The 22,493-nt window shown below is 55.0% G+C and carries 17 protein-coding genes and 3 tRNA genes; 15 read left to right on the forward strand and 5 right to left on the reverse strand.

The features are described 5' to 3' along the window. The first annotated feature begins 31 nt into the window (after positions 1-31). The 4 genes from acpP (at position 32) to tmk (ending at position 3,042) form a co-directional block, all read left to right on the forward strand. Complete coding sequence (gene acpP, locus ABD735_RS04225; RefSeq protein ID WP_344803589.1) at positions 32-265, forward strand: acyl carrier protein; 234 nt, start codon at positions 32-34, stop codon at positions 263-265. Between the two features lie 81 nt (positions 266-346). Next, on the forward strand, positions 347-1,300 hold the full coding sequence (locus ABD735_RS04230) for an aminotransferase class IV (RefSeq protein ID WP_344803591.1): 954 nt from the start codon (positions 347-349) through the stop codon (positions 1,298-1,300). A 24-nt stretch (positions 1,301-1,324) separates the two neighbouring features. Continuing rightward, complete coding sequence (gene mltG / locus ABD735_RS04235; RefSeq protein WP_344803593.1) at positions 1,325-2,371, forward strand: endolytic transglycosylase MltG; 1,047 nt, start codon at positions 1,325-1,327, stop codon at positions 2,369-2,371. Between the two features lie 2 nt (positions 2,372-2,373). Beyond that, the gene (gene tmk, locus ABD735_RS04240; RefSeq protein WP_344803595.1) at positions 2,374-3,042 is read left to right on the forward strand and encodes a dTMP kinase; all 669 of its coding nucleotides are present in this window, start codon (positions 2,374-2,376) and stop codon (positions 3,040-3,042) included. On the opposite strand, the gene ABD735_RS04245 is transcribed toward tmk, so the two are convergent. Both ABD735_RS04245 and acnB read right to left on the reverse strand, forming a co-directional pair. Continuing rightward, complete coding sequence (locus ABD735_RS04245; protein WP_344803597.1) at positions 3,039-5,366, reverse strand: methyl-accepting chemotaxis protein; 2,328 nt, start codon at positions 5,364-5,366, stop codon at positions 3,039-3,041. The genes tmk and ABD735_RS04245 overlap by 4 nt on opposite strands. A gap of 160 nt (positions 5,367-5,526) precedes the next feature. Then, positions 5,527-8,121: a bifunctional aconitate hydratase 2/2-methylisocitrate dehydratase gene (acnB, locus tag ABD735_RS04250; RefSeq protein WP_344803599.1), complete on the reverse strand. Its 2,595-nt coding sequence runs from the start codon at positions 8,119-8,121 to the stop codon at positions 5,527-5,529. A 238-nt stretch (positions 8,122-8,359) separates the two neighbouring features. Here acnB and ABD735_RS04255 point away from each other — a divergent pair, with 238 nt between their 5' ends. Continuing rightward, positions 8,360-9,046, forward strand: coding sequence for a MiaE family protein (locus ABD735_RS04255; protein ID WP_425548574.1), 687 nt, complete (start codon positions 8,360-8,362; stop codon positions 9,044-9,046). A gap of 12 nt (positions 9,047-9,058) precedes the next feature. Here ABD735_RS04255 and ABD735_RS04260 read toward each other — a convergent pair whose 3' ends face one another. Both ABD735_RS04260 and ABD735_RS04265 read right to left on the reverse strand, forming a co-directional pair. Continuing rightward, complete coding sequence (locus ABD735_RS04260; RefSeq protein WP_344803603.1) at positions 9,059-9,820, reverse strand: UDP-2,3-diacylglucosamine diphosphatase; 762 nt, start codon at positions 9,818-9,820, stop codon at positions 9,059-9,061. A gap of 22 nt (positions 9,821-9,842) precedes the next feature. Further along, positions 9,843-10,346 carry a peptidylprolyl isomerase gene (locus ABD735_RS04265; protein ID WP_344803604.1) on the reverse strand — a complete coding sequence of 168 codons (504 nt, stop codon included), beginning with the start codon at positions 10,344-10,346 and terminating at the stop codon, positions 9,843-9,845. A gap of 135 nt (positions 10,347-10,481) precedes the next feature. Here ABD735_RS04265 and ABD735_RS04270 point away from each other — a divergent pair, with 135 nt between their 5' ends. Both ABD735_RS04270 and cysS read left to right on the forward strand, forming a co-directional pair. Next, positions 10,482-12,275, forward strand: a complete 1,794-nt coding sequence (locus ABD735_RS04270; RefSeq protein WP_344803605.1) for a glutamine--tRNA ligase/YqeY domain fusion protein — start codon at positions 10,482-10,484, stop codon at positions 12,273-12,275. Then, complete coding sequence (cysS, locus tag ABD735_RS04275; RefSeq protein ID WP_344803606.1) at positions 12,262-13,764, forward strand: cysteine--tRNA ligase; 1,503 nt, start codon at positions 12,262-12,264, stop codon at positions 13,762-13,764. The genes ABD735_RS04270 and cysS overlap by 14 nt, the downstream gene beginning before the upstream one ends. Here cysS and folD read toward each other — a convergent pair. Beyond that, a complete protein-coding gene (folD, locus tag ABD735_RS04280; RefSeq protein WP_344803607.1) occupies positions 13,754-14,683 on the reverse strand; it encodes a bifunctional methylenetetrahydrofolate dehydrogenase/methenyltetrahydrofolate cyclohydrolase FolD in 930 nt (309 codons plus the stop codon). The two genes, cysS and folD, sit on opposite strands and share 11 nt — an antisense overlap. A 228-nt stretch (positions 14,684-14,911) precedes the next feature. Between folD and ABD735_RS04285 the strand changes: the two genes are divergently transcribed. The 8 genes from ABD735_RS04285 to ABD735_RS04320 all read left to right on the forward strand — a co-directional run bounded on the left by ABD735_RS04285 (position 14,912) and on the right by ABD735_RS04320 (position 22,466). Continuing rightward, positions 14,912-14,988: transfer RNA gene (locus ABD735_RS04285), tRNA-Arg, on the forward strand. Between the two features lie 240 nt (positions 14,989-15,228). Further along, positions 15,229-15,304, forward strand: a tRNA-His gene (locus ABD735_RS04290). Between the two features lie 23 nt (positions 15,305-15,327). After that, positions 15,328-15,412, forward strand: a tRNA-Leu gene (locus ABD735_RS04295). A 182-nt stretch (positions 15,413-15,594) separates the two neighbouring features. Further along, the gene (gene tig / locus ABD735_RS04300) at positions 15,595-16,953 is read left to right on the forward strand and encodes a trigger factor (RefSeq protein ID WP_344803608.1); all 1,359 of its coding nucleotides are present in this window, start codon (positions 15,595-15,597) and stop codon (positions 16,951-16,953) included. Positions 16,954-17,198: 245 nt separating this feature from the next. Then, entirely contained in the window at positions 17,199-17,813 is a 615-nt protein-coding gene (gene clpP, locus ABD735_RS04305) for an ATP-dependent Clp endopeptidase proteolytic subunit ClpP (RefSeq protein ID WP_344803609.1), read from the forward strand. A gap of 112 nt (positions 17,814-17,925) precedes the next feature. Continuing rightward, positions 17,926-19,209, forward strand: a complete 1,284-nt coding sequence (gene clpX, locus ABD735_RS04310; protein WP_344803611.1) for an ATP-dependent Clp protease ATP-binding subunit ClpX — start codon at positions 17,926-17,928, stop codon at positions 19,207-19,209. Between the two features lie 248 nt (positions 19,210-19,457). After that, complete coding sequence (lon, locus tag ABD735_RS04315; RefSeq protein WP_344803613.1) at positions 19,458-21,956, forward strand: endopeptidase La; 2,499 nt, start codon at positions 19,458-19,460, stop codon at positions 21,954-21,956. A gap of 237 nt (positions 21,957-22,193) precedes the next feature. Then, positions 22,194-22,466 (forward strand): HU family DNA-binding protein, encoded by a 273-nt coding sequence (locus tag ABD735_RS04320; protein ID WP_344803615.1) that lies wholly within the window; start codon positions 22,194-22,196, stop codon positions 22,464-22,466. Positions 22,467-22,493: the final 27 nt, after the last annotated feature.

Here is a 22,493-nt window from a genome sequence, read left to right on the forward strand (position 1 = left end):
CGGAGCCGGTTTTAAATGAAGCGAGGAATATATGAGTACTGTTGAAGAACGCGTCAAGAAGATTGTTTGCGAACAACTGGGCGTGAAAGAGTCTGACGTGCAACTGACTTCCAAGTTCGTAGAAGATCTCGGTGCTGACTCGCTGGATACTGTCGAGCTGGTTATGGCGCTCGAGGAAGAATTCGAGACAGAGATTCCTGACGAGGAAGCTGAAAAGATTACCGCTGTTCAGGATGCCATCGATTACATCGTTTCGCATCAGTAGAACCTGATTGCTTCAGGGTAATGGAAGTGTCTGCTGGCGGCCTGGTCTGATAAACGACCTGCTGTCAGTATTTCCCATGCCTTGGTCGAATTCCCGGCTGGCGTCGATGCCGCTAACTGGTCACAGTTGAGCGGCGGCGTGATTTCAGAGCTGGATCGATGTTTCCGTTATGGGGACGGGCTTTTCGAAACCATACTTTTTGTTGATCAGGAGCCCGTGCTCTTTGATGAACATATCTCCCGACTAAGGCGAGGCGCGCGGGCTCTGGCACTCAATTATAGTGTCGAGTCAGCGCCTCTGCTCGCGCGCTGCCGCGCAGTCATCCATGCTGATCAAAACTCTGATGCCTCGCAAAATGTCGTTGTGCGGTTGCAGGTGTCCAGAGGCGAAGGTGGGCGCGGCTATGCGCCGCCGGTGCCACCTGCGCCGGTTCGCGAAGTCATTAGCTGTCACCTGCCGCCAAAAATTCCTTCAGTCCTGAAGCTTCGTATGCTCGACACCCGTTTGATGATCAGTCGTCTACTGTGCGGTATCAAGCACTGCAGTCGCCTTGAGCAGGTACTTGCTGCCAATGAGTTGCTGGTGACTAATGATGTTGACGGTGAGGACTGTTGGGAAGGCGTGATGCATGATGAGTTCGGCTTTCTGACCGAAGGCACTCGCAGCAATATTATCGTTGAAAGCAACGGGCGCTTGTTGACACCCCTGCTTGATCGCAGTGGATTGCGCAGCACCTTGCTGGAGGCCTTGGTCGCATTGGACGACAGAGACCCGGACAGTGTGCTTGCTACCCGAATGCGACTGGATCAATCAGGTGGCCTGCACATTCTTGATCCTGAGTACAACAAAGCTTTCTTGCCTGTCGACCAACTGCCTGCTTCGGCCTGGACAAGTTGCGTGCTGGCAGGCATGGCGGTGTGCAACAGCGTTATGGGACTCAGAGCAGTGAATGCCCTGGCTGGGGTCGATTTGCCACTCAGTCCGAAGATTGCCCACCTTGCCGTACAGCTCAACAAGCGGCTGGGCTACGCCTGATCGAAAATCGAACCGAGGTCCCTGATGTTGAAACGTCTACTGAGAATCTCTGCGCTGCTGATGCTGCTGGCATTGGTGGCTGCGGGGGCCGCATGGTACTGGTTGCAGAGTGCGCTGGAAGAGAATGGGCCAGCGCGGGAGCCAGTTGAACTTGAGGTCAAACAGGGTTCAAGCCTTCGCGCAGTGGCGGGAACCCTTGCGGACGCCGGAGTCATCGAACATGACTGGCTCATGTACTACTGGGGCAGGTACAAGTCTTATGATCGCGGCATCAAGGCCGGTGAATACCGCTTTGAACCCGGCATGGTACTGGAAGATGTGTTTGCCTTATTGCGCAGCGGCTCCAATGTGCAGTATCTATTTACAATTGTAGAAGGCTGGCGGACCAGTGAAATGCTCGCGGCGCTTGCCCTGCATGATCGAATCGAACACACGCTCAGCGCGCAGTCCGCAGTCGAGCTGGCCCAGGAGCTCGACTTCCCGGAAGCCAACGCCGAGGGCCTGTTTTTACCGGAAACATATAGCTACCGTCGAGGAGAAACCGACCGGTCTTTGCTGGTTCGCGCAAACCAGGCCCTGCGACTGGTCCTCGATCAGCGTTGGGAAAACCGCGCACCAGACCTGCCACTCAAAACGCCGTACGAAGCCTTGATATTGGCTTCACTTATCGAGAAGGAAACAGGTGTCGTCGAGGAACGTGAGCGCATCGCTGGTGTCTTCACGACCCGGTTGAAAAAGGGCATGCGACTGCAGACGGATCCGACAGTGATCTATGGTATTGGAGAAACGTACGACGGTAATATCACCCGCAAGCATTTGCAGACGATGTCGCCCTACAACACCTATCTCATCAGGGGTCTACCACCCACACCAATTGCGCTGCCAGGTGCTGCAGCCATTTCAGCGGCTACGCAGCCAGATGAAACGGGTGAGCTGTTTTTCGTTGCGCGTGGCGATGGCTCGCATAAATTCTCGAAAACCTATGCTGAGCACAATAAGGCTGTGAAAGAGTTTCAGTTGCAACGACGTGACGACTATCGTTCGGCGCCAGCCCCCCGTGTGGAGAACTAGCTTTGGGTCTGCATGATAAGACGGCCTTCAACGCCGGAGGCCGGAAAGGTCTTTTCGTCACTATTGAAGGCACTGAAGGCGCCGGGAAAAGCACCAACCAGCGCTTCATAGCTGAATTACTCGGCACACATGGTCAGGTCGAGCAAACTCGTGAGCCGGGTGGAACAAGCCTGGGTGAGGAGCTCAGGTCTCTCCTGCTGCAGGTGCGCCCAGACACTTTTAGATTCAGTGCCATGGCCGAACTGCTGATGATATTTGCAGCCAGGGCTCAGCATGTGGAAGAAAAGATTCTTCCGGCGCTTGAGGCTGGGGTGCACGTGGTTAGCGATCGCTTCACCGACGCGACTTACGCCTATCAGGGGGCGGCGCGCGGGCTGGATCTGGCGGTTATTCGCCAGCTTGAAATCAGCTGTATCAACGATCTTCAGCCTGATCTCACGGTTTTCCTAAAGGTCGACGCCGCCACCGGCCTGGAAAGGGTGCAGGCAAGGGGCGCAAGGGATCGCTTCGAGCAGGAGAAAATAAGCTTTTTCGAGTCTGTTCAGCAGGGCTACCTGCGTCGTGCTGAGCAGTTCCCGGGACGCTTTATCATCATCGATGCAAATCAGTCCCTGGCCAAGGTACAGAGCTCAATAGCCGAGGCTATCGAACGAGTGCTCGGTCAGTCCTAACACTTGTATTGTCCAATGATGGTACGGATCTCTTCAGCCTGTGCGCTGAGGGCGTGTGAGGCGTTGTGAAGCGTTTCGGATCCGGTTTTGTTCGTTACGGCCGCATCGACAATGGCTATGATGGATTTGTTCATATCCTGGGTAACATACTGCTGTTCATGCACCGCCTGCGCAATTTGAGTGCTGGCATCACTGATGGCGAGCACGTTGGACTGGATGGTCTCGAAGGTCTGATGAACACAAGCCATCTTGTCCACACTGTCTTCCGATACCGATTTGCTCTTCGCTACGATCTCCACGGCATCGGTAGCGCCAGACTGCAAACGTGTAACGATGTCATGAATCTGAAGGGTGGAGTCCTGGGTCCGCTTGGCCAGGTTGCGAACCTCATCCGCGACGACGGCGAATCCTCGTCCGGTATCACCAGCTCTGGCGGCTTCGATAGCAGCATTCAGTGCCAGCAGATTGGTCTGTTCGGCGATGTCTTCGATCACCTGTAAAACCTTTCCGACCTGGAGACTGTCATGCTTGAGTGCATCAATTGACTCACCAGCAGTGGTGACGGCTTTGGCAAGTTTCAGAATTGTCTGCTGACAATCCCCAACAATCTTTCGTCCTGCTACAATTTCGGTGGAAGTTTCGCGCGCCGTTTCCGCAGCCCCGGTAGCACTGCGCGAAATTTCATCCACTGATGCCGCCAGTTCAGTGAGGGCCGGAGCTAGTTGGTCGGTCTGCATATGCTGTAAATCGATGGAAGTATTGGTGTCAGTAGAGATTCCCTCCAGCTGCGTTGCGGCAATGGCGATTTCGGAGGACCCCTGCCCAAATTCTGAGACCATGTTCTGCAGGCGCTCCAGAAACCTGTTGAATGCCTGGGCCAAGGTACCGATTTCGTCCTTCGACTCAACAGGCATCCGTCTGGTCAGATCAGCTTCGCCACTAGCGATATCCTCCATCATGCCGGCAGCCCGTGCAATCGGGCGACTGATCAACCTGGCAGCAACCCAGCCGGTGGCGGTGCCTAGCAGGGCAACCAGTAATGAGAGCAGCGCTATGCCCCAGATCAGGTTTTGCCTTATCACTTCCACCGGGGCGAAGGCTTCTGCAGCCTCTATTTCACTCAAGAGGGCGAAAGTAAGCCCCTGGATCTCGAGTGGTCGATAAGCGGAAATGACTTCTTCATCTCGATAGTCCCGGTATCTCGCAATACCACTCTCTCCAGACAGTGCTGCGATTGCGCCATCGCTGCTCACCGTCTGCAAGCCAATCCCTGTGTTCAGTTTCTCCATTCTTGCCAGGGTGGCAGCGTCCGTATTCAACGCGCGCATGAGCTCGAGATAGCCCTCGGGATCTGTCGTCTGAAAGCGACTCTGGCTCCGGAGAGTCTGGTCCGGTCCGACCAGATAGGTCTCACCCGTTGCACCATAACCAGCCTCTTCCCACTTGGCGTGATGGGTCATGACTGCATTGATTCGATCGATCGGCAACTGCATGACCAAAACACCGATCTTGCTATCCTCCCGATATATGGGGGAGGCGATAAAAGCTGCCGGTGCTTCAAAGGAAGGGTAATAGGGGGCAAAATCAGTCAGAACGCTGTCATTTGCACTCTGTAACTGGTTGGCCGCACGGAAGGCTTGTCCAAGTCCGGAATTGGCATAGGGTCCATCGAGAAGAGACGTCGCGTAGTCTAGCTCCTTGAATACTGAATAGACGACATGACCAGTTTTACTGTCTACCAGGAAGATGTCGTAGTAGCCAAAGGCTTGAAGGTAATTGCGAAAGGAAGGGTGATATCGGCGGTGCGCTTCGTTATAGCGTCCTGGCCGCGTGTCAGCTACGAGACCGTCTTTTTCACCCAGTACCATGGGGTTCGAGCTGATATAGGCATACTGCAGTGCAACGCTTTCGTCAGATAGTCGCGGAATGAAATCAACCGCCTTCCTGGCATCCTGGGTATTGATGCTGGCGTATTTCGCCTGAAATTCATTGGTATAGTAGCGGCGAAGACTCGCTTCCTGTTCTTCTCGTGTGACATTGAGCACGTCAGGGAAGCTCTGGAAGGTATTGCTGAACTGCGTCATGGCTTCCACGATTGAAATGTCAGCAGACAACGCTTCGACCTGAGCCTTCATGGTGGCGAAATAATCGGAAATATTATTGGCAACGCCGGACGCTGAGGTTGTGAGTTGTTTCCCTGCAACGGTCTCTATTTCCTCCCTCGCATCCTTGATGGCAATGTAAGTACTCAATCCACCGACAGTGACTACAGAAGTAAGAACGAGCAGGAATGCACCCAAACTGAGCTTCGACTGGATATTCATACGGACTTACCGCCGAAAAAGTAAAATAGATTAAGTATTGAGCTTAGTGCAGCGGCGGGTTTTGAATAGCAGAGCTAGCAAAAAAAACCGGGCGCGCGGCCCGGTTTGATTCGATCGAAAGTTTGTGTGAGCCCTCTGGAAAGAAGGCTCCGCAGCTGACTTACGCCGAGAGGCGGGTCACTGATTCCTTCGACTTGTCGACATACTTTTCCATGGTGTGGAAGTTCATGTAGCGATAGATATCACCGGACATGCTGTCGATCTTCGCAGCGTACTCCATGTACTCCTCGACGGTCGGCAGACGGCCTTTGACAGCACCGATAGCCGCCAGTTCCGCAGAAGTCAGGTACACGTTGGCACCATCACCCAGTCGGTTCGGGAAGTTACGGGTAGAAGTGGACAGTACTGTGGCCCCAGCTTCGACTCGTGCCTGGTTACCCATGCAGAGTGAACAGCCTGGCATTTCAGTGCGCACGTCGTTCTTCTTGTAGATGTCGTAGTAGCCTTCGTCGATCAGTTGCTTCTCGTCCATCTTGGTCGGTGGTGACATCCACAGGCGAACCTGCAGTGGCTCGGAGTTTTGCTCAAGCAACTTGCCAGCCGCGCGGAAGTGGCCGATGTTGGTCATGCACGAACCGATGAAGACTTCGTCAACCTTGTCGCCAGCAACGCTGGAGAGCAGGCGGGCGTCATCTGGGTCGTTAGGTGCGCAGACGATCGGCTCCTTGATCTCGCTCAGATCGATTTCCAGCACTTCTGCATACTCGGCATCAGCATCCGCACGCATCAGCGATGGCTTCGCCAGCCAGTCTTCCATGGCCTTGGCTCGACGCTCGAGGGTACGGATATCGCCGTAACCTTCGGCAATCATCCAGCGCAGCATGATGATGTTGGACTTCAGGTACTCGGCAACTGAAGCTTCTGACAGCGTGATAGTGCAACCAGCAGCGGATCGCTCGGCTGAGGCATCACTCAATTCGAAAGCCTGCTCGACGGTCAGATCTTCCAGACCTTCGATTTCGAGGACTCGACCAGAGAAGGCATTCTTCTTGCCCTTCTTGTCGACGGTCAGCAGACCCTTCTGGATACCGTAGTAGGGGATCGCATGAACGAGATCACGCAGGGTGATACCAGGCTGCTTCTTGCCCTTGAATCGAACCAGGACTGACTCCGGCATATCCAGCGGCATAACACCAGTCGCGGCGCCAAACGCTACGAGACCAGAACCGGCAGGGAAGGAGATGCCCATCGGGAAGCGTGTGTGCGAATCGCCACCGGTGCCGACAGTGTCTGGCAGCAGCATGCGGTTGAGCCAGCTGTGAATGATGCCGTCACCAGGCCGCAGTGAAACACCACCACGGTTCATGATGAAGTCAGGCATGGTGTGCTGCATTTCAACGTCGATCGGCTTTGGATAGGCTGCCGTGTGACAGAAAGACTGCATGACCAGGTCTGCCGAGAAACCAAGGCAGGCCAGATCTTTCAGTTCGTCACGTGTCATGGGGCCGGTGGTGTCCTGCGAACCGACTGTAGTGAGCTTTGGTTCGCAATACAGACCAGGACGCACGCCATCAACGCCGCAGGCTTTGCCGACCATCTTCTGAGCCAGTGTGAAGCCTTTGGTGGAATCAGCCGGCGCCTGTGGACGACGGAAGACTTTTGAATGCGGCAGACCCATTGACTCGCGAGCCTTGTCGGTCAGGCCACGTCCGATGATCAGGTTGATTCGGCCACCAGCCTGAACTTCGTCGAGCAGCACGTCAGACTTGAGTTCGAACTCAGACAGCACGTCACCGGATTCAGACAGGATCTTGCCGTCGTAGGGGCGGATTTCAACGACATCGCCCATGTTCAGATCGTCAACAGGTGCTTCGAATACGAGGGCTCCAGCATCTTCCATGGTGTTGTAGAAGATCGGGGCAACCTTGTTGCCGATACAGATACCACCGGACTTCTTGTTCGGTACACCAGGAATGTCTTCGCCGAAGAACCACAGCACCGAGTTGGTGGCTGATTTTCGTGAAGAACCAGTCCCGACCACGTCACCAACGAAAGCGACCTTGATGCCGCGGCTGAGGAGATCGTCCAGCTGCTTCATCGGGCCAACTTTACCTGGCTCATCAGGGGTCAGGCCTTCACGGGCCATCTTGTACATGGCGCGCGCGTGCAGTGGAATGTCCGGACGTGACCAGGCATCAGGTGCCGGTGACAGATCGTCGGTATTGGTTTCGCCAGTGACCTTGAACACGGCAACGCGGATGCTCTCAGGCACTTTTTCGCGCTTGGTGAACCATTCGGCATCGGCCCAGGACTGCATGACAGCCTTGGCGTGCGCATTGCCAGCCTGCGCTTTCTCTTCGACATCGTGAAACATGTCGAACATGAGCAATGTGTGCTTCAGTTCAGTGGCTGCCATGCCCGCGTATTCGCTGTCGTCGAGCAACTCGACCATCGTGGCGATGTTGTAGCCGCCGAGCATATTGCCCAGTATCTTGATGGCACGCGCACGATCGATCAATGGAGAAGTGGTCTCACCCTTGGCGATGGCAGACAGGAAGCCGGCCTTGACGTAGGCAGCTTCGTCCACGCCAGGTGGTACGCGGTTTTCAAGCAGGTCGAGGAGATAATCCTCTTCGCCAGCAGGTGGATTCTTCAACAGTTCTACGAGCCCGGCGACCTGATCGGCGTCCAGGGGCTTAGGAACGACGCCCTCAGCTTGTCTCTCTTCTACATGTTTGCGATAGGCTTCTAGCACAGATCTTTCCTCGTGTCGGGACAAAGTACGAACGTCGATAGTTCGGCTGGCGCAAGTGGTCGCGCAGTTCGGGCGCATATTCTACGCGAAATGACCGCGTAAGTTAATCTTTACCGATGGCAGGGACGGCGTGGCGGTGGAGCGAGCCTCGAAGACCACTGGCTTCATGATAGCACGGGCGTCGGAATTCGAATTCGGATAAGCTTTCAGCTTCATGAAACAGGAATCAGCAGGAAGAATGCCAGTGGCTCACAATGCTTCACCGGACCAGATGCTGTCAGCGCCGCTGATGGCTATGCTCGCCGACATCAAATCCTTTCTTGGCGTCTCGACGCCGACGCTCTGGCTACAGGCAGCAGTCAGTCATCTGGATGCGCTGCTGGTCGACCATGCCCAGTGCGAGAAGAAGGCCGCAGCGGCAGCCATGCAGCTCATGTTCCGTTATCCGCAGGACGCTGAACTGTGCAGGCGGATGTCGAAACTGGCGCGAGAAGAGCTGAGGCATTTCGAGCAGGTCGCCGCGCATATGCAGGCGCGTGAGATCCAGGACCGCCAGCAGACCGCTTCTCGCTATGCGAGTTCGCTGAAAACCTATATTCGCAAGGATGAGCCGCATCGACTCATAGACGCATTGCTGGTCGGCGCCTTCATAGAGGCACGATCCTGTGAGCGCTTCGCAGCGCTGGTGCCCTGGCTGAGCGATACCGGGAGCACGGCCGATCTCGAGCTGGCTGACTTCTATCGCGGACTGCTGGCCTCTGAAGGTCGCCACTTCAGACACTACATTGAGTTGGCCGAAGCGCGGGCGGACTATTCGCTGGAGCCGCGCCTGGCCGAACTGCGAGCGGTCGAGAATACACTCGTCATCGCGCCCGACGACACCTTCCGCTTCCATAGCGGGCCGCCCATGCTCCTGGCCGGCTAATCGCGTCGGCTGTCAAAGGTCATTTGCCGGTTTCGCCAGGTGATCTGGCGACAGGCGCAACAGCCTGATGCCCTCGTCATTTGCGCGAATATAATGCATGTGCTCATGCCAGTCGCCAAGTACATAGCGTAGGCGAAGCTTAGATGCCGCTGCCGGCGTAGCGTGCAGGGCAGGGCGGTGGGTATGGCCGTGAATCATCAGGTGGCAGTCGCTGGCGTCGAAACACCCGGCCACGGCCAGGGCATTCACGTCCATGATGTCCTGGGCCTTGGTCGAGTTATCGGCCTGACTCATGGTTCGTAACTGCTGCGCCAGTTTTAATCTGTCTTCTACCGGACGCGCGAGCACCGTCTGCTGCCAGGCCTGGTCGCGGGTCAGGCTGCGAAACTTCTGGTAGCGATGGTCATCCGTGCAAAGGCTGTCGCCGTGCAGAAGCACGACCCTACGCCCATGGATATCGGTCACCCAGGGGTCAGGGAGCAACTTGCCGCCGCATCGCTGCGCAAAATCGTCGCCCAGCAGAAAGTCCCTGTTACCGTGCATCAGGAAAATGTCACAGCCGGACTGGCTCAGCCGCTTCAACCTGTCGGCAATCTCATTCTGCCAAGGTGCTGCCGCATCATCACCGATCCACGCCTCGAAAAAATCACCGAGTATGTAGAGGGCACCTGCGCTTGACTCGATGGCGTCGAGGAATCTGTGAAAGAACTGGAGAACACCTGGCCTTGTTTCATCCAGGTGAAGATCACTGATGAAATAGGTGCTGTGTTTCATCGCCACTGCAATGGCCGTCCCTTTACTCTGCCGAGTCGACGATCGTTGCCTTCTTGATGATGACATCATCAGCTGGTACGTCCTGGTGCATGCCCTTCACTGTCGTCTCGACCGACCTGATCTTGTCGACGATGTCCATGCCCTTCACGACCTCGCCAAACACGGCATAGCCCCAGCCTTCAGTGGTCTTGGCGCTGTGATCGAGGAAGCCATTGTCTGCCACATTGATGAAGAACTGCGCGCTGGCGGAATGCGGATCCATCGTTCGCGCCATGGCCACGGTGCCCTTCTTGTTGCCGAGACCATTGTCGGCCTCGTTCTGAATCGGCTCGCCGGTCTTCTTGGTCTGCATGCCAGGCTCAAAACCACCGCCCTGAACCATGAAGTTGGAAATGACGCGATGGAATATCGTGCCGTCGTAAAAGCCTTCCTTCACATACTTCTCGAAATTGGCTGCTGTTTTTGGCGCTTTCTCATGGTTGAGCTCTATGTAGATATCGCCCATGGATGTTTCGAGTTTGACCATTGGTGAGTCTTCCTGTGTGGCTTTGAAGTTCGATAGTAGTTCTGCCATTGCTTAGCTAGGCAACTTGCTGGAAAATAGCAGGTTTGATCACAGAGTTCACCTCTGGATCCTCATTCAGCGTTGATAGAGAGCATCATGGCAGATTCCAATGCTAGCGGCACGCCCACGGGCGAGTCAGGTAGCGAGTCCAGTAACGAAAAGCGGCACACTGATGTGCACAATTTCATTCTTGCCAGAGTGGACAAGGCGCTTTCGGAAGGGCTGGCTCCATCCGCCCTGCGCACACGCTTCCCACCGGAGCCGAACGGTTTCCTCCATCTGGGCCATGCCAAGTCGATCTGTCTGAATTACAGCGTGGCAGAGCGGGGTGATGGGGCCACCATGAACCTGCGCTTTGACGACACCAATCCTGAGAAGGAAGAACAGACCTATATCGACGCCATCCGTGAAGACGTGCTCTGGCTGCTGAATGAGGATGCCAGCGCGAAACAGCTCGACGATCTGCCGAGCTTCGGCGTAGAACGCTTTGCATCGAGTTACTTCGAAGAGATCTATCAGGCTGCACGGCAACTGGTGAACAAGGGGCTTGCCTTTGTCTGCAGCCTGACGCCGGAAGAAATGACGCAGACTCGTGGGACGCTCACAGCACCAGGGCAGAACAGCCCTTATCGTGAGCGCTCCGTCGAAGAAAACATGCAGCTTCTGGAAGCCATGAGAAATGGTGAGTTCGACGATGGTCAGCACACGCTGCGGGCTAAAATCGATATGGCGTCGCCGAACATCAATATGCGCGACCCTATCCTGTACCGAATTCGACGAACAGAGCATCACCAGACCGGCGCAATCTGGCCCATCTTTCCGATGTACGACTTCACGCATCCGATCAGCGATGCGCTCGAAGGCATCAGTCACAGCCTGTGTACGCTTGAGTTCGAAGACCATCGCCCGCTGTATGACTGGGTCATGCGAGAGGTTGATTTCGAGGCGCTCGGCGCACCTGACGTCCCTGCGCTGCCGGTACAGATTGAGTTTGCACGGCTGAATCTCAACTACACCGTACTCAGCAAGCGCAAGCTCAAGCGCCTGGTCGATGAAGAGATCGTCAATGGCTGGGCTGATCCCCGCATGCCAACGATTGCCGGTATGCGAGCTCGCGGCTTCACGGCAAAGGCGCTGAATCATTTTTGCCGCATGATAGGCGTCACCCGCAGTGATGCCGTTGTGGATGTGTCCACCCTCGAGTTCGCTGTACGCGAAGACCTCAACGAGCGTGCCCCCCGGGCGATGTGTGTGCAGGCCCCTTTAAAGGTCGTTATCACGAACTATCCGGAAGACCGTGAGGAAATGCTCGACGCTGCCAGGCATCCGCAGAACCCTGATTTTGGAACTCGCGCAGTTCCGTTTTCGAGGGAAATCTATATCGAAGCCGACGATTTTCGCGAAGAAGCCAACAAGAAGTTCAAGCGGCTCGTGCTTGGAAAGGAGGTTCGGCTGCGAAATGCCTATGTGATCCGCTGTGTTGATTGCATCAAAGATGCCAGCGGCAAGATTGTTGAACTTCACTGCGAATATGATGACAAGACGCTGGGGCGCGATCCTGAAGATCGCAAGGTCAAGGGCGTCATTCACTGGGTTTCTGCGGCGCATGCTGTGCCATTGACCCTGCATCTGTACGATCGGCTCTTCAGCGAGCCACTGCCCGAGGCCAACAAGGAAATCGACTTTCTGGAAGGCCTGAATCCCAACTCCTTGCAGATTGTCGAGGGCGCGCTCGGCGAGGCTTCGCTGGCGCAGGATGGCGGTGGCTTCCCCCTGCAGTTTGAGCGGACAGGGTATTTCATAGCGGCTGGCCCGCAGTCGCCGGGTGTCTATTACAGAACTGTGCCCCTGCGCGACACCTGGGCCGGAGGCGCTGATGACAACGGCTGATGCACTAGCTGGTGCAAAGACAGGCCAGCTCTTTATCCATGACACGATGAGTGGACAGAAGCGCCTGTTCGAGCCGTTAAAAGGCGCCACTGGCAGCAATCCCGCAACGGTCGGCATGTATGTTTGTGGCATGACGGTGTACGACTACTGTCACATTGGTCACGGCCGGGTCATGGTGGCCTTTGATGTGATCACCCGTCATCTGCGAGCATTGGGTTTTCAGCTGAAGTACGTTCGCAACATCACTGATGTGGATGACAAGATTCTCCGGCGGGCGGCCGAAAATGGTGAAGATCCTGTGGCCCTGACCGAGCGCTTCATTGATGCCATGCATGAGGATGAGCGCGCATTGGGTGTGCTGCCGCCAGACGCCGAGCCGCGAGCCACCGCCCACATTGACGGCATTATCAAACTGATCCAGCGTCTGATTAATCAGAACGCGGCGTATCAGGCCGCCAACGGCGATGTGTACTTTTCCATCGAAGCATTTCCGGACTATGGCAAGTTGAATCGGCGGAAGGTCGAAGAGTCAGTAGCCGGTTCGCGGGTTGAGGTGAACGAGGCAAAACGTCATCCGGCTGATTTCGTGCTCTGGAAAGCAGTGGCCGACAGTGATGGCGGGGGCGAAGGCGTGCCGCCCTTGAGCTGGGATTCGCCCTGGGGGCAGGGCCGACCGGGCTGGCATATCGAGTGCTCGGCAATGTCGTTCGACATGCTTGGTGAGTCCTTCGATATCCATGGTGGTGGGCCGGATCTCAAGTTTCCTCATCACGAAAATGAGATTGCGCAGTCTGAATGTGCCTCGGGCCAGCAGTTCGCCAATGTCTGGATGCATGCCGGGGCTGTGCGGGTGAACAAGGAGAAGATGTCGAAGTCTCTGGGCAACTTCTTCACCATTCGCGAGATTCTGGAAAAGTATCAGCCCGAAGTGCTGCGTTTCTTCCTCGTATCCAGCCACTACAGAAGCGCTATTGATTATTCGGAGCAGGGTCTCGTCGAAGCTCGGCAGGGGCTTGATCGTCTCTATCAGGCCTTGCGAGATGCTGGTGAGCAGGATGGAGCAGGCGTCGAAGCACTGAATTCAGAGCACATGGCTGCTTTCGACGCGGCAATGAACGATGATTTCAACACGGCCGGTGCGGTCGCCGTGCTGTTTACAGCGGCCAGGGATCTCAACAAGCTGCTCAGGGCTCGTGAGCCGCTCGGTAGTGCAGTGGCCACGCTCAAGGCCCTGGGCGCCCGCCTTGGGTTATTGGAGCAGGATCCGGAAGCCTATTTCCTCTGGTCAGCGGCCACCAGTGAGGCCGAGCTTGGCGAAGCCGACATTGAGCAGTTTATCGAGCAGCGGAAACAGGCCAAACTCGCCGGTGACTACGCCGAGTCCGATCGAGTGCGAGACTATCTGCTAGAGCGGGGTGTCAGGCTTCGAGACACCCGTGAAGGGACCAGCTGGCAGCGTGTGGATCCGTCCGAAGCCGCTAAGGCTTGAGCGTAGCCGCGAGCAGGGTATTTTCCAGCAGGGTGGCCACAGTCATGGGACCTACGCCACCTGGAACAGGAGTGATCAGGGCCGCGCGCTGGATTGCGGCATCGAACTCGACATCGCCGCAAAGCTTGCCGCAGTCGAGTCGATTGATGCCCACATCGATGACTACGGCGCCTGGCTTGATCCACTCTCCCTTGACCAGGCCCGGTATGCCCACCGCCACGATGAGAATATCAGCCATTGCGACCTTGTGAGCGAGATTGCTGGTGAACTTGTGAGTAACGGTGACTGTGCTGCCGACCAACAGCATTTCAAGCGCCATCGGTCGGCCCACGATATTCGAGGCGCCTACTATGACCGTGTCCTTGCCCTTGGGGTCGATACCACTTTTCTGCAGCAGTGTGATGATGCCTTTGGGCGTACATGGGCGAAGCGCAGGCATACGCTGAGCGAGACGCCCAACATTGTAGGGGTGGAACCCGTCCACATCCTTGCCTGGATGGATGCGCTCGAGCAGAGGAGCTGCTTCCAGGTGGGCAGGCAAGGGGAGTTGCAGGAGAATGCCATCAATTTCCCCATCTTCATTCAGTTCATCGATCAGCGCCTCGAGCGATGCCTGTGATGCGTCGGCCTCAAGCACGTAGCGTCGTGACAGGAAGCCGACCTCTTCACAGGCTTTGGTCTTGTGGCTCACATACACCGCAGATGCGGGGTCTTGACCCACAAGAATGACAGCCAGCCCTGGCACACGCAGGCCTTGTTCAATTCTCCTCTCCACGGCCAGCTTCACCTCGGCGCGAATGCCGGCGGCAATCGCCTTGCCCGGAATGAGTCTGGCGCCACCCTTCACAGCCTCTTCGAATATCAGCGTTGGCGCCGGGCGATGGTTGTGACTGGAAGTGGACTTGTTCTCGGGCTGCATGAATGGTCTCTTGCTGGGAAATCATTGGCCGAAGCTCCGCGCTAGCTGGCGGTGTCTTCGAGGCTTCGTTGGCGGGCACAAGTGTAGCGAAATTTACCCTTGCTGGTAAGCATTCACCGGCTCGCACCGCTTCGGCCGGGAGTCGGACAGGACAGGCTTGTATTGATTCTCCGGCCACCAGACCGTATTATCCGCGCTTCACTGTGACGGTACTACCGAAGAGCATGAGCGCCCGTAGCTCAGTTGGATAGAGCAACGGCCTTCTAAGCCGTGGGTCAGAGGTTCGAATCCTCTCGGGCGCACCATTGAATCGTGTTATCTTTACAGTGTAGCGACAACAAACATTTGACATCACGTCAGGGCGTTATTACTATCTCGGCCCTGAATATTGCTCGAATTGCGTTGAAGCAGCTCAAAACCGGTACTTGTGCCTGGTGAGAGTCAGTTAAGTGTAAGTAGAGTAAAATAGGTTCGGCGCCCTTTGGTAAAAGGGGTTGTAGCCCAGACGGCCGTCATGGCTTGAAAGGCGCAGCATGCTGGAGATGGTGGGCGTAGCTCAGCTGGTAGAGCTCAGGATTGTGATTCCTGCGGTCGAGGGTTCGAAACCCTTCGTCCACCCCAATTCGATTGCGAATTGACGACATGCGAAAGTGGCGGAACTGGTAGACGCGCTGGATTTAGGTTCCAGTGCCGCGAGGCGTGAGAGTTCGAGTCTCTCCTTTCGCACCAATGTCGGAATCCAATCGCCGCAATGCCCGGCAATTAAAATTGCTGAATGAATTATCGATACTGTTACCGAAATAACTACCGCAAATGGGGGCGCTGCCCCGATATCCGATCATATTGCTACAACAACGCGCCTGGCGAGCTGTCCGAAGCCAATCAGTACTGACCAGGCTTAGAGGACATTCATGCAGATCTCAGTAGAATCCACTTCCCCAATCGAACGCCGCATGACCATCGACGTGCCTTCGGCCACCGTCGAATCCGAAGTCAACAAGCGACTTCAGAAAGCCGCAGGTTCAGCCAAAATTAATGGCTTCCGCCCTGGCAAGGTCCCCATGTCTGTGATCAGGGGACGTTTCGAGCCGTCTGTGAGGCAGGAAGTCGTTGGTGAAGTCATGCGCGATTCCTATATCGCTGCGCTGCAGAAAGAGTCCATCAATCCTGCAGGTCATCCAAAATTCGAACCGCTGAACCTGAAATCTGGAGAAGACCTCAAGTTTGTAGCCATATTTGAAGTCTATCCAGAGATCGAGATCACCAACCTTGACAAGATTTCCCTGGTTCGAGAGTCAACTGATGTCTCTGATGCCGATATCGATACCATGATCGAGACCCTGCGAAAGCAGAGCGCGAACTGGGAAACGAAAACTGGTCCGGCTGAAGATGGCGATCGCGTCATCATCGACTACAAAGGTATGGTCGACGGTGAAGCGTTTGAAGGTGGAACTGCCGAGAAACAGGAAATCATCATCGGTGCGAAACGGATGATCCCTGGCTTTGAAGAAGGGCTGATCGGGCTTTCCGCTGGTGATGAGAAAACGCTGGAACTTCAGTTCCCTGAGGCATATCACGCTGAAAACCTGAAAGGGAAGGCCGCTCAGTTCGAAGTCAAGGTGCATACTGTTGAGTCTCAGCAACTGGCCGAGATCAATGACGAGTTCTTCGCCCAATACGGTGTTTCGGAAGGTGGCGAAGAGGCGTTTCGCGCTGAAGTGAAGCGAAACATGCAGCGTGAAGGCGAGCAGGCCATCGAAAACAGGCTGAAGAACAGCATTGTTCATCAGCTGATAGAGCATAACGAGTTCGCAGTGCCCGGTGCTCTGGTGAATCAGGAAATCGATCGTCTGCGTGAAGATGCTGTGCAGCGCTTTGGTGGTGGTGGCCAGATCCAGGCCAGCCAGCTGCCTGCGGAGCTGTTCAAGGACCAGGCTGAAAAGCGCGTAAAAACGGGCCTCATCTTCGCCCAGATCGTCAAGGACCAGGGTATCAAGGCGACTGACGACTTGGTTGATGAAAAAATTACCAATATGGCAGCCTCTTACCAGGAGCCAGAAGAGTTCATCAAATATTACAAGTCCAATGCAGAGCAGCGTGGCCAGGTCGAGTCTGTCGTCATGGAAGATCTCGTGGTCAAGCACATCATGGACAATGCCAAGGTGGAAGATGCTCAGGTAAGCTATCAGGAAGCTATCCGTAAGGAAGAGCCTGCCGGCCCCGCCGCAGCACCTGCCGATAGCCAGGCTGAGGCCGTTTCAGAAGATTAAGCTTCTGTTATAGCGTGAGCAGGTCGTTCGGCCTGCTATTGTCCATTTGGCGCTTCGCCGGCCCATTAGAGGGCATCTTGTAATATTAAAGCTATGCTTCACTACAGGGCCTGCCGGGCCCTGACTTTGATTGCGCTTCCCGGCATTTTTATCTAGTCTTTGAAAAAAGCCGTATCGGCTGACCCTGACGTATCAAAGACGTCGGCTATCCGACTCCGCTTTCACCTTCAATCGGAACTTGTTGAATGACTATGTCAGATCCAATGAACGCCCTCGTACCTATCGTCGTTGAGCAGAGTGCTCGCGGTGAGCGTTCTTACGATATCTTTTCAAGACTCCTGAAAGAGAGAATTATCTTTCTTGTTGGTCAGGTTGAAGACCACATGGCCAACCTCATCGTTGCCCAGCTGCTTTTTCTCGAGAGCGAAAATCCGGACAAGGATATCCATCTGTATATTAATTCACCAGGTGGTGTTGTGACTGCAGGTATGTCCATTTATGACACCATGCAGTTCATCAAGCCCGACGTGTCCACCATGTGTATGGGCCAGGCAGCCAGTATGGGTGCGTTTCTCCTGGCTGGCGGTGCCAAGGGCAAGCGCTTTGCCCTGCCAAACTCGAGAATGATGATTCACCAGCCGCTTGGAGGATTTCAGGGGCAGGCATCCGATATCGAGATCCATACCAAGGAAATCCTCTCTCTGCGAGATAAGCTGAACGGTATTCTGGCTAAGCATACTGGTCAGAGTATTGAGCAGATTGCCAAAGATACCGATCGTGACCGCTTTATGAGTGCCGATGCTGCGGTAGAATATGGATTGATCGACCAGGTTCTGGATGAGCGCAACCAGCCCGTCTGAGCAAAAGTCTAGCGGTTTGGTAGTAGGCCGCGCGTGAATGGTGTTCGTCCTGCCGGCCCGGCGCCGGCAGACAGTCGGGCGGGCGCGGATTCGGTGTTTATGAGGTGATATGATGGCTGATGACAAAAACGGCAAAGGCGAAGATGGCGGCAAGCTGCTGTACTGCTCCTTCTGCGGTAAAAGCCAGCACGAGGTCCGCAAGCTGATTGCAGGGCCTTCAGTTTTTATATGTGATGAATGCGTCGACTTGTGTAACGACATCATCCGGGAAGAGATTCAGGAATCCGGCTCGCAGGACGACTCAGATCGTCTGCCTACGCCGAAGGAAATCAAGGAAACGCTTGACGAATACGTCATCGGGCAACAGCGCGCAAAGCTGGCGCTTGCCGTAGCCGTTTATAACCATTACAAGCGGCTGAAGTACGAAGACAAGAAGGGCGAAGTGGAGCTGGGCAAGAGTAATATCCTGCTTATCGGCCCAACGGGCAGTGGTAAGACCCTGCTTGCAGAGACGCTTGCGCGCCTGCTGAACGTGCCATTTACCATTGCCGATGCAACCACCCTCACTGAGGCTGGTTATGTTGGTGAAGACGTCGAAAACATTATCCAGAAGCTTCTTCAGAAGTGTGACTACGACGTTGAGAAAGCCCAGCGCGGTATTGTCTATATCGACGAAATCGACAAGATCTCCCGTAAGTCTGACAATCCCTCTATTACGCGGGATGTCTCTGGCGAAGGTGTGCAACAGGCGCTACTCAAGTTGATTGAAGGGACAGTCGCCAGTGTGCCTCCTCAGGGTGGTCGCAAGCATCCACAGCAGGAGTTTCTACAGGTTGATACTTCAAATATCCTCTTCATTTGCGGGGGAGCATTTGCAGGTCTTGATCGAATCATCAGTGATCGCTCAGAAAAGAGCAGCATCGGTTTCAGTGCGGTGGTGAAGAGCAAGTCTGATTCCAAGGCTGTTGGCGCGCTGTTGAAAGATGTTGAAACCGAGGATCTGGTGAAATTCGGCCTGATACCTGAGTTCGTTGGTCGACTGCCTGTTATCGCGACGCTGACTGAGCTCGATGAAGAAGCACTCGTGCAGATTCTGACTGAGCCGAAGAATGCGCTGACGAAGCAATATGCCAAGCTCTTCGAAATGGAAGGCGTCGACATTGATTTCCGAGAGGATGCCCTGCGTGCAGTAGCTCGCAAGGCCATGGATCGCAAGACTGGTGCCCGCGGCCTCCGCTCCATCCTCGAAGGCGTACTGATGCATACCATGTACGACATTCCTTCGCAGAAGGACGTCTGTAAGGTCGTCGTGGATAATGGCGTGATTTCAGGTGAGTCAGATCCAATTCTGATTTATAAGAATTCCGAGCAAAAAGCGGCTTCTGCAGAAGACTGAGCAGTTTCCGTCATTTTCTCTCCCTGCCTATAGCACTGAGCGCCCTCACGCGGCGCTCAGTGCTTTTCCCCGCTTCATTCCTGTTGTTTTAAAGTTCTCCAGGCTGTCTTCGGCTTGCAATCCTGCTGTTCGTCCCCAAATAACTGACATCTTCTCTTCAGATTAAGCCTGAGTCGTAATGCTGAACCTCGTATGGTTCTGGTGTAGTCTACAAGGGCCAATTCTCTCAAGTCAGTTCGAGGTTATTTATGAGTGATTCTGCGTCAGTGGTCAGCATGTCGGTTCTGCCATTGAGAGATGTCGTCGTTTTTCCCCAGATGGTGGTGCCTCTCTTTGTTGGTAGAGACAAGTCGATCGTCGCCCTCAAGACGGCAACGGAAACCAGCAAGGAAATCATGCTCGTCGCCCAGAAAAATCCAGCAGACGAAAATCCGGGCCGTAAAGGCCTGCATTCGATCGGTACCGTGGCGACCATTCTTCAGATGCTCAAGTTACCGGATGGAACAGTCAAGGTTCTGGTCGAAGGCAGCAACAGGGCTGAGCTTGTGCAGTTCGATCAGGATGACTACACGGCGGCCACAGTCAGGCAATTTGCACCAGATGTCGCCAAGGGTGATCTCAGTGACCTGCTGGAGGTGATGAGCTCGAAGTTTGAGGAGTACGTCAAACTCAGCAAGAAAATTCCGCAGGAGCTTGCAGATTCGCTCAAGACCATCGACGAGCCCTCGCGTCTCGTCGATACCATATCTGCCCACCTAGAACTGAAGCTCGAGTCGAAGCAGGATCTGCTGGAAACGCGACAGCTGTCTGCGCGCATTGAGAAACTGATTCAGTATCTCTCTGGTGAGGTGGACCTCATTCAGGTTGATCGACGGGTCCGTGGCCGCGTCAAGAAGCAGATGGAGAAGAGCCAGCGCGAGTACTACCTGAACGAGCAGATGAAGGCCATTCAGAAAGAAATCGGCGACCTCAACGAAGCGGGTAATGAGTTCGACGATATCGAAGAGCGCATTCGTGCCGCGGGTATGCCCGAAGAGGCGCTCAAGAAAGCAACCGCCGAGCTGGGCAAGTTGAGAATGATGTCGCCCATGTCTGCTGAGGCCAATGTCGTGCGTAGCTATATCGACTGGCTGGTCCAGGTGCCCTGGAAGAAGCGCACTCGCGTCAAGCACGATATCGCTCGAGCAACGGAAGTGCTCAATGACGATCACTACGGCCTTGATGAGGTAAAGGAACGCATTCTCGAGTATCTCGCCGTTCAGAGTCGTGTCCGTCAGCTCAAGGGTCCTGTGCTTTGCCTGGTGGGGCCGCCAGGCGTCGGTAAGACCTCGCTGGGTCAGTCCATAGCCGAAGCGACAAATCGAAAGTTCGTCAGGATGGCACTCGGGGGTGTTCGTGATGAGGCGGAGATCCGTGGCCACAGACGGACCTATATTGGCTCTTTGCCAGGCAAGCTGATTCAGAAGATGGCGAAAGCTGGTTCACGCAACCCGCTCTTCCTGCTCGACGAAGTCGACAAGATGGGCATGGATCAGCGTGGGGACCCGGCATCCGCGCTTCTGGAGGTGCTCGACCCGGAACAGAACCATACTTTCAACGACCACTATCTCGAAGTGGATTTCGATCTCTCGGAAGTGCTGTTCATTTGCACCTCGAATACGCTGAACATTCCCTCAGCCTTGCTCGATCGAATGGAAATCATACGCATTCCGGGGTACACCGAGGATGAAAAGGTCAAGATCGCCCAGCGCTATCTCCTGCCCAAGCAGATGAAGAACAACGGGCTTGCAGTAGAAGAGCTGTCTGTCGAGGAAGAGGCCATCAGGGAAGTCATCCGCTATTACACCAGGGAAGCGGGCGTGCGAGGGCTTGAACGTGAACTTGCGAAGCTCTGCCGCAAGGTCGTCATGAAGCAGATTCAGGCGGAGTCTGGGGACAAGAAGCCGACCAAGGCAGCTGATAGCAAAGCGGGAAAACAGAAGACCTCCGGCAAGAAGCGCAAAGCTATCAAGGTGGCCGCTGGCGATCTCGGTGATTATCTTGGCGTACAGAAACATAATTACGGTAGGGCAGCGTCTGAGAACAGGATAGGGCAGGTCACCGGTCTGGCGTGGACGCAAGTCGGTGGAGAGCTGCTCAGCATCGAGTGCAGCGCGGTGAAGGGCAAAGGCAAGGTCATCAAGACCGGTTCTTTGGGTGATGTCATGCAGGAATCCATTCAGGCAGCCCTGACTGTAGTGCGCGGACGCAGTCAATTGCTGGGAATCAGGGATGATTTTCACGAAAATTTTGATATTCACGTTCACGTGCCCGAAGGTGCCACACCGAAGGATGGGCCCAGCGCTGGTATCGCCATGTGTACCGCGCTCGTGTCCAGTCTCAAGAATATTCCGGTGAATGCCAACGTTGCGATGACTGGTGAAATTACCTTGCGAGGTGAGGTGCTGGCTATCGGCGGCCTGAAGGAAAAACTGCTCGCCGCTCACAGGGGCGGCATCACAAAAGTTGTCATACCTCACGATAATGTGAAGGATCTCAAGGAGATACCGGATAATATCAAAGATGAGCTGGAAATTATCCCGGCGCGCTGGATTGACGAGGTGCTGGCTATCGCGCTGGAAAGTACGCCATTTTCCAAGGACACTGCAGAGCCGGCAGACAAGGATCGCATTGCCGAAGTAGACGGCAAGAAGCCGGACAAGGCCGCTGATGAAGAGAGCGATTCTGATCACCGTGCTCATCATTGAAATGTAAAAAGCCCGATAGATCTGACCTGGCGGCCTGAAAAAAGGGCGCCGGGTCAGTGAAATCGGTTGACCCTATTTTGGCGAGTTGGTATAACTTGCGCTCTGTGAAGCGTTGTGTATCAAGGGCTTCAGACCGATGTTGGTCTGTAGGCGCTTCGTCAAGACACTTCCGGCTTTGCCCATTGCCAGCTAAATTTTAACAATTCTAACCTTCAGTTCTAAGACAAGGGGTTCTTTGTGAATAAATCCGAACTTATTGATGCCGTCGCCGAATCTGCCGATCTCTCCAAGGCAGCCGCCGGCAGAGCATTGGACGCAATTCTGGATTCTGTGACAGATACACTTGCCAAAGGCGATCAGGTAACGCTGATTGGTTTTGGAACATTTGCCGTCAAGGAGCGATCAGCGCGGACAGGCCGCAACCCTCAGACAGGCAAGGCTATTGATATTGCTGCGTCCAAGGTGCCTTCATTCAAGCCAGGCAAGGCATTGAAGGATGCTGTGAACTAAGCATTTCTGCTAAGAAAGAAGGCGTGT

This window comes from Allohahella marinimesophila, assembly GCF_039538005.1.
GTDB classification, from domain to species: Bacteria; Pseudomonadota; Gammaproteobacteria; order Pseudomonadales; family Oleiphilaceae; genus Allohahella; species Allohahella marinimesophila.

What these genes read in the sequence shown, in the direction of transcription:
- mltG (WP_344803593.1), top strand. Translation starts at nt 1,325, where the DNA reads ATGTTGAAACGTCTACTGAGAATCTCTGCGCTGCTGATGCTGCTGGCA.
- ABD735_RS04255 (WP_425548574.1), top strand. Translation starts at nt 8,360, where the DNA reads ATGCCAGTGGCTCACAATGCTTCACCGGACCAGATGCTGTCAGCGCCG.
- cysS (WP_344803606.1), top strand. Translation starts at nt 12,262, where the DNA reads ATGACAACGGCTGATGCACTAGCTGGTGCAAAGACAGGCCAGCTCTTT.
- folD (WP_344803607.1), bottom strand. Translation starts at nt 14,683, where the DNA reads ATGCAGCCCGAGAACAAGTCCACTTCCAGTCACAACCATCGCCCGGCG.
- ABD735_RS04245 (WP_344803597.1), bottom strand. Translation starts at nt 5,366, where the DNA reads ATGAATATCCAGTCGAAGCTCAGTTTGGGTGCATTCCTGCTCGTTCTT.
- tig (WP_344803608.1), top strand. Translation starts at nt 15,595, where the DNA reads ATGCAGATCTCAGTAGAATCCACTTCCCCAATCGAACGCCGCATGACC.
- ABD735_RS04260 (WP_344803603.1), bottom strand. Translation starts at nt 9,820, where the DNA reads ATGAAACACAGCACCTATTTCATCAGTGATCTTCACCTGGATGAAACA.
- ABD735_RS04270 (WP_344803605.1), top strand. Translation starts at nt 10,482, where the DNA reads ATGGCAGATTCCAATGCTAGCGGCACGCCCACGGGCGAGTCAGGTAGC.
- acpP (WP_344803589.1), top strand. Translation starts at nt 32, where the DNA reads ATGAGTACTGTTGAAGAACGCGTCAAGAAGATTGTTTGCGAACAACTG.
- ABD735_RS04265 (WP_344803604.1), bottom strand. Translation starts at nt 10,346, where the DNA reads ATGGTCAAACTCGAAACATCCATGGGCGATATCTACATAGAGCTCAAC.
- clpX (WP_344803611.1), top strand. Translation starts at nt 17,926, where the DNA reads ATGGCTGATGACAAAAACGGCAAAGGCGAAGATGGCGGCAAGCTGCTG.
- clpP (WP_344803609.1), top strand. Translation starts at nt 17,199, where the DNA reads ATGACTATGTCAGATCCAATGAACGCCCTCGTACCTATCGTCGTTGAG.
- lon (WP_344803613.1), top strand. Translation starts at nt 19,458, where the DNA reads ATGAGTGATTCTGCGTCAGTGGTCAGCATGTCGGTTCTGCCATTGAGA.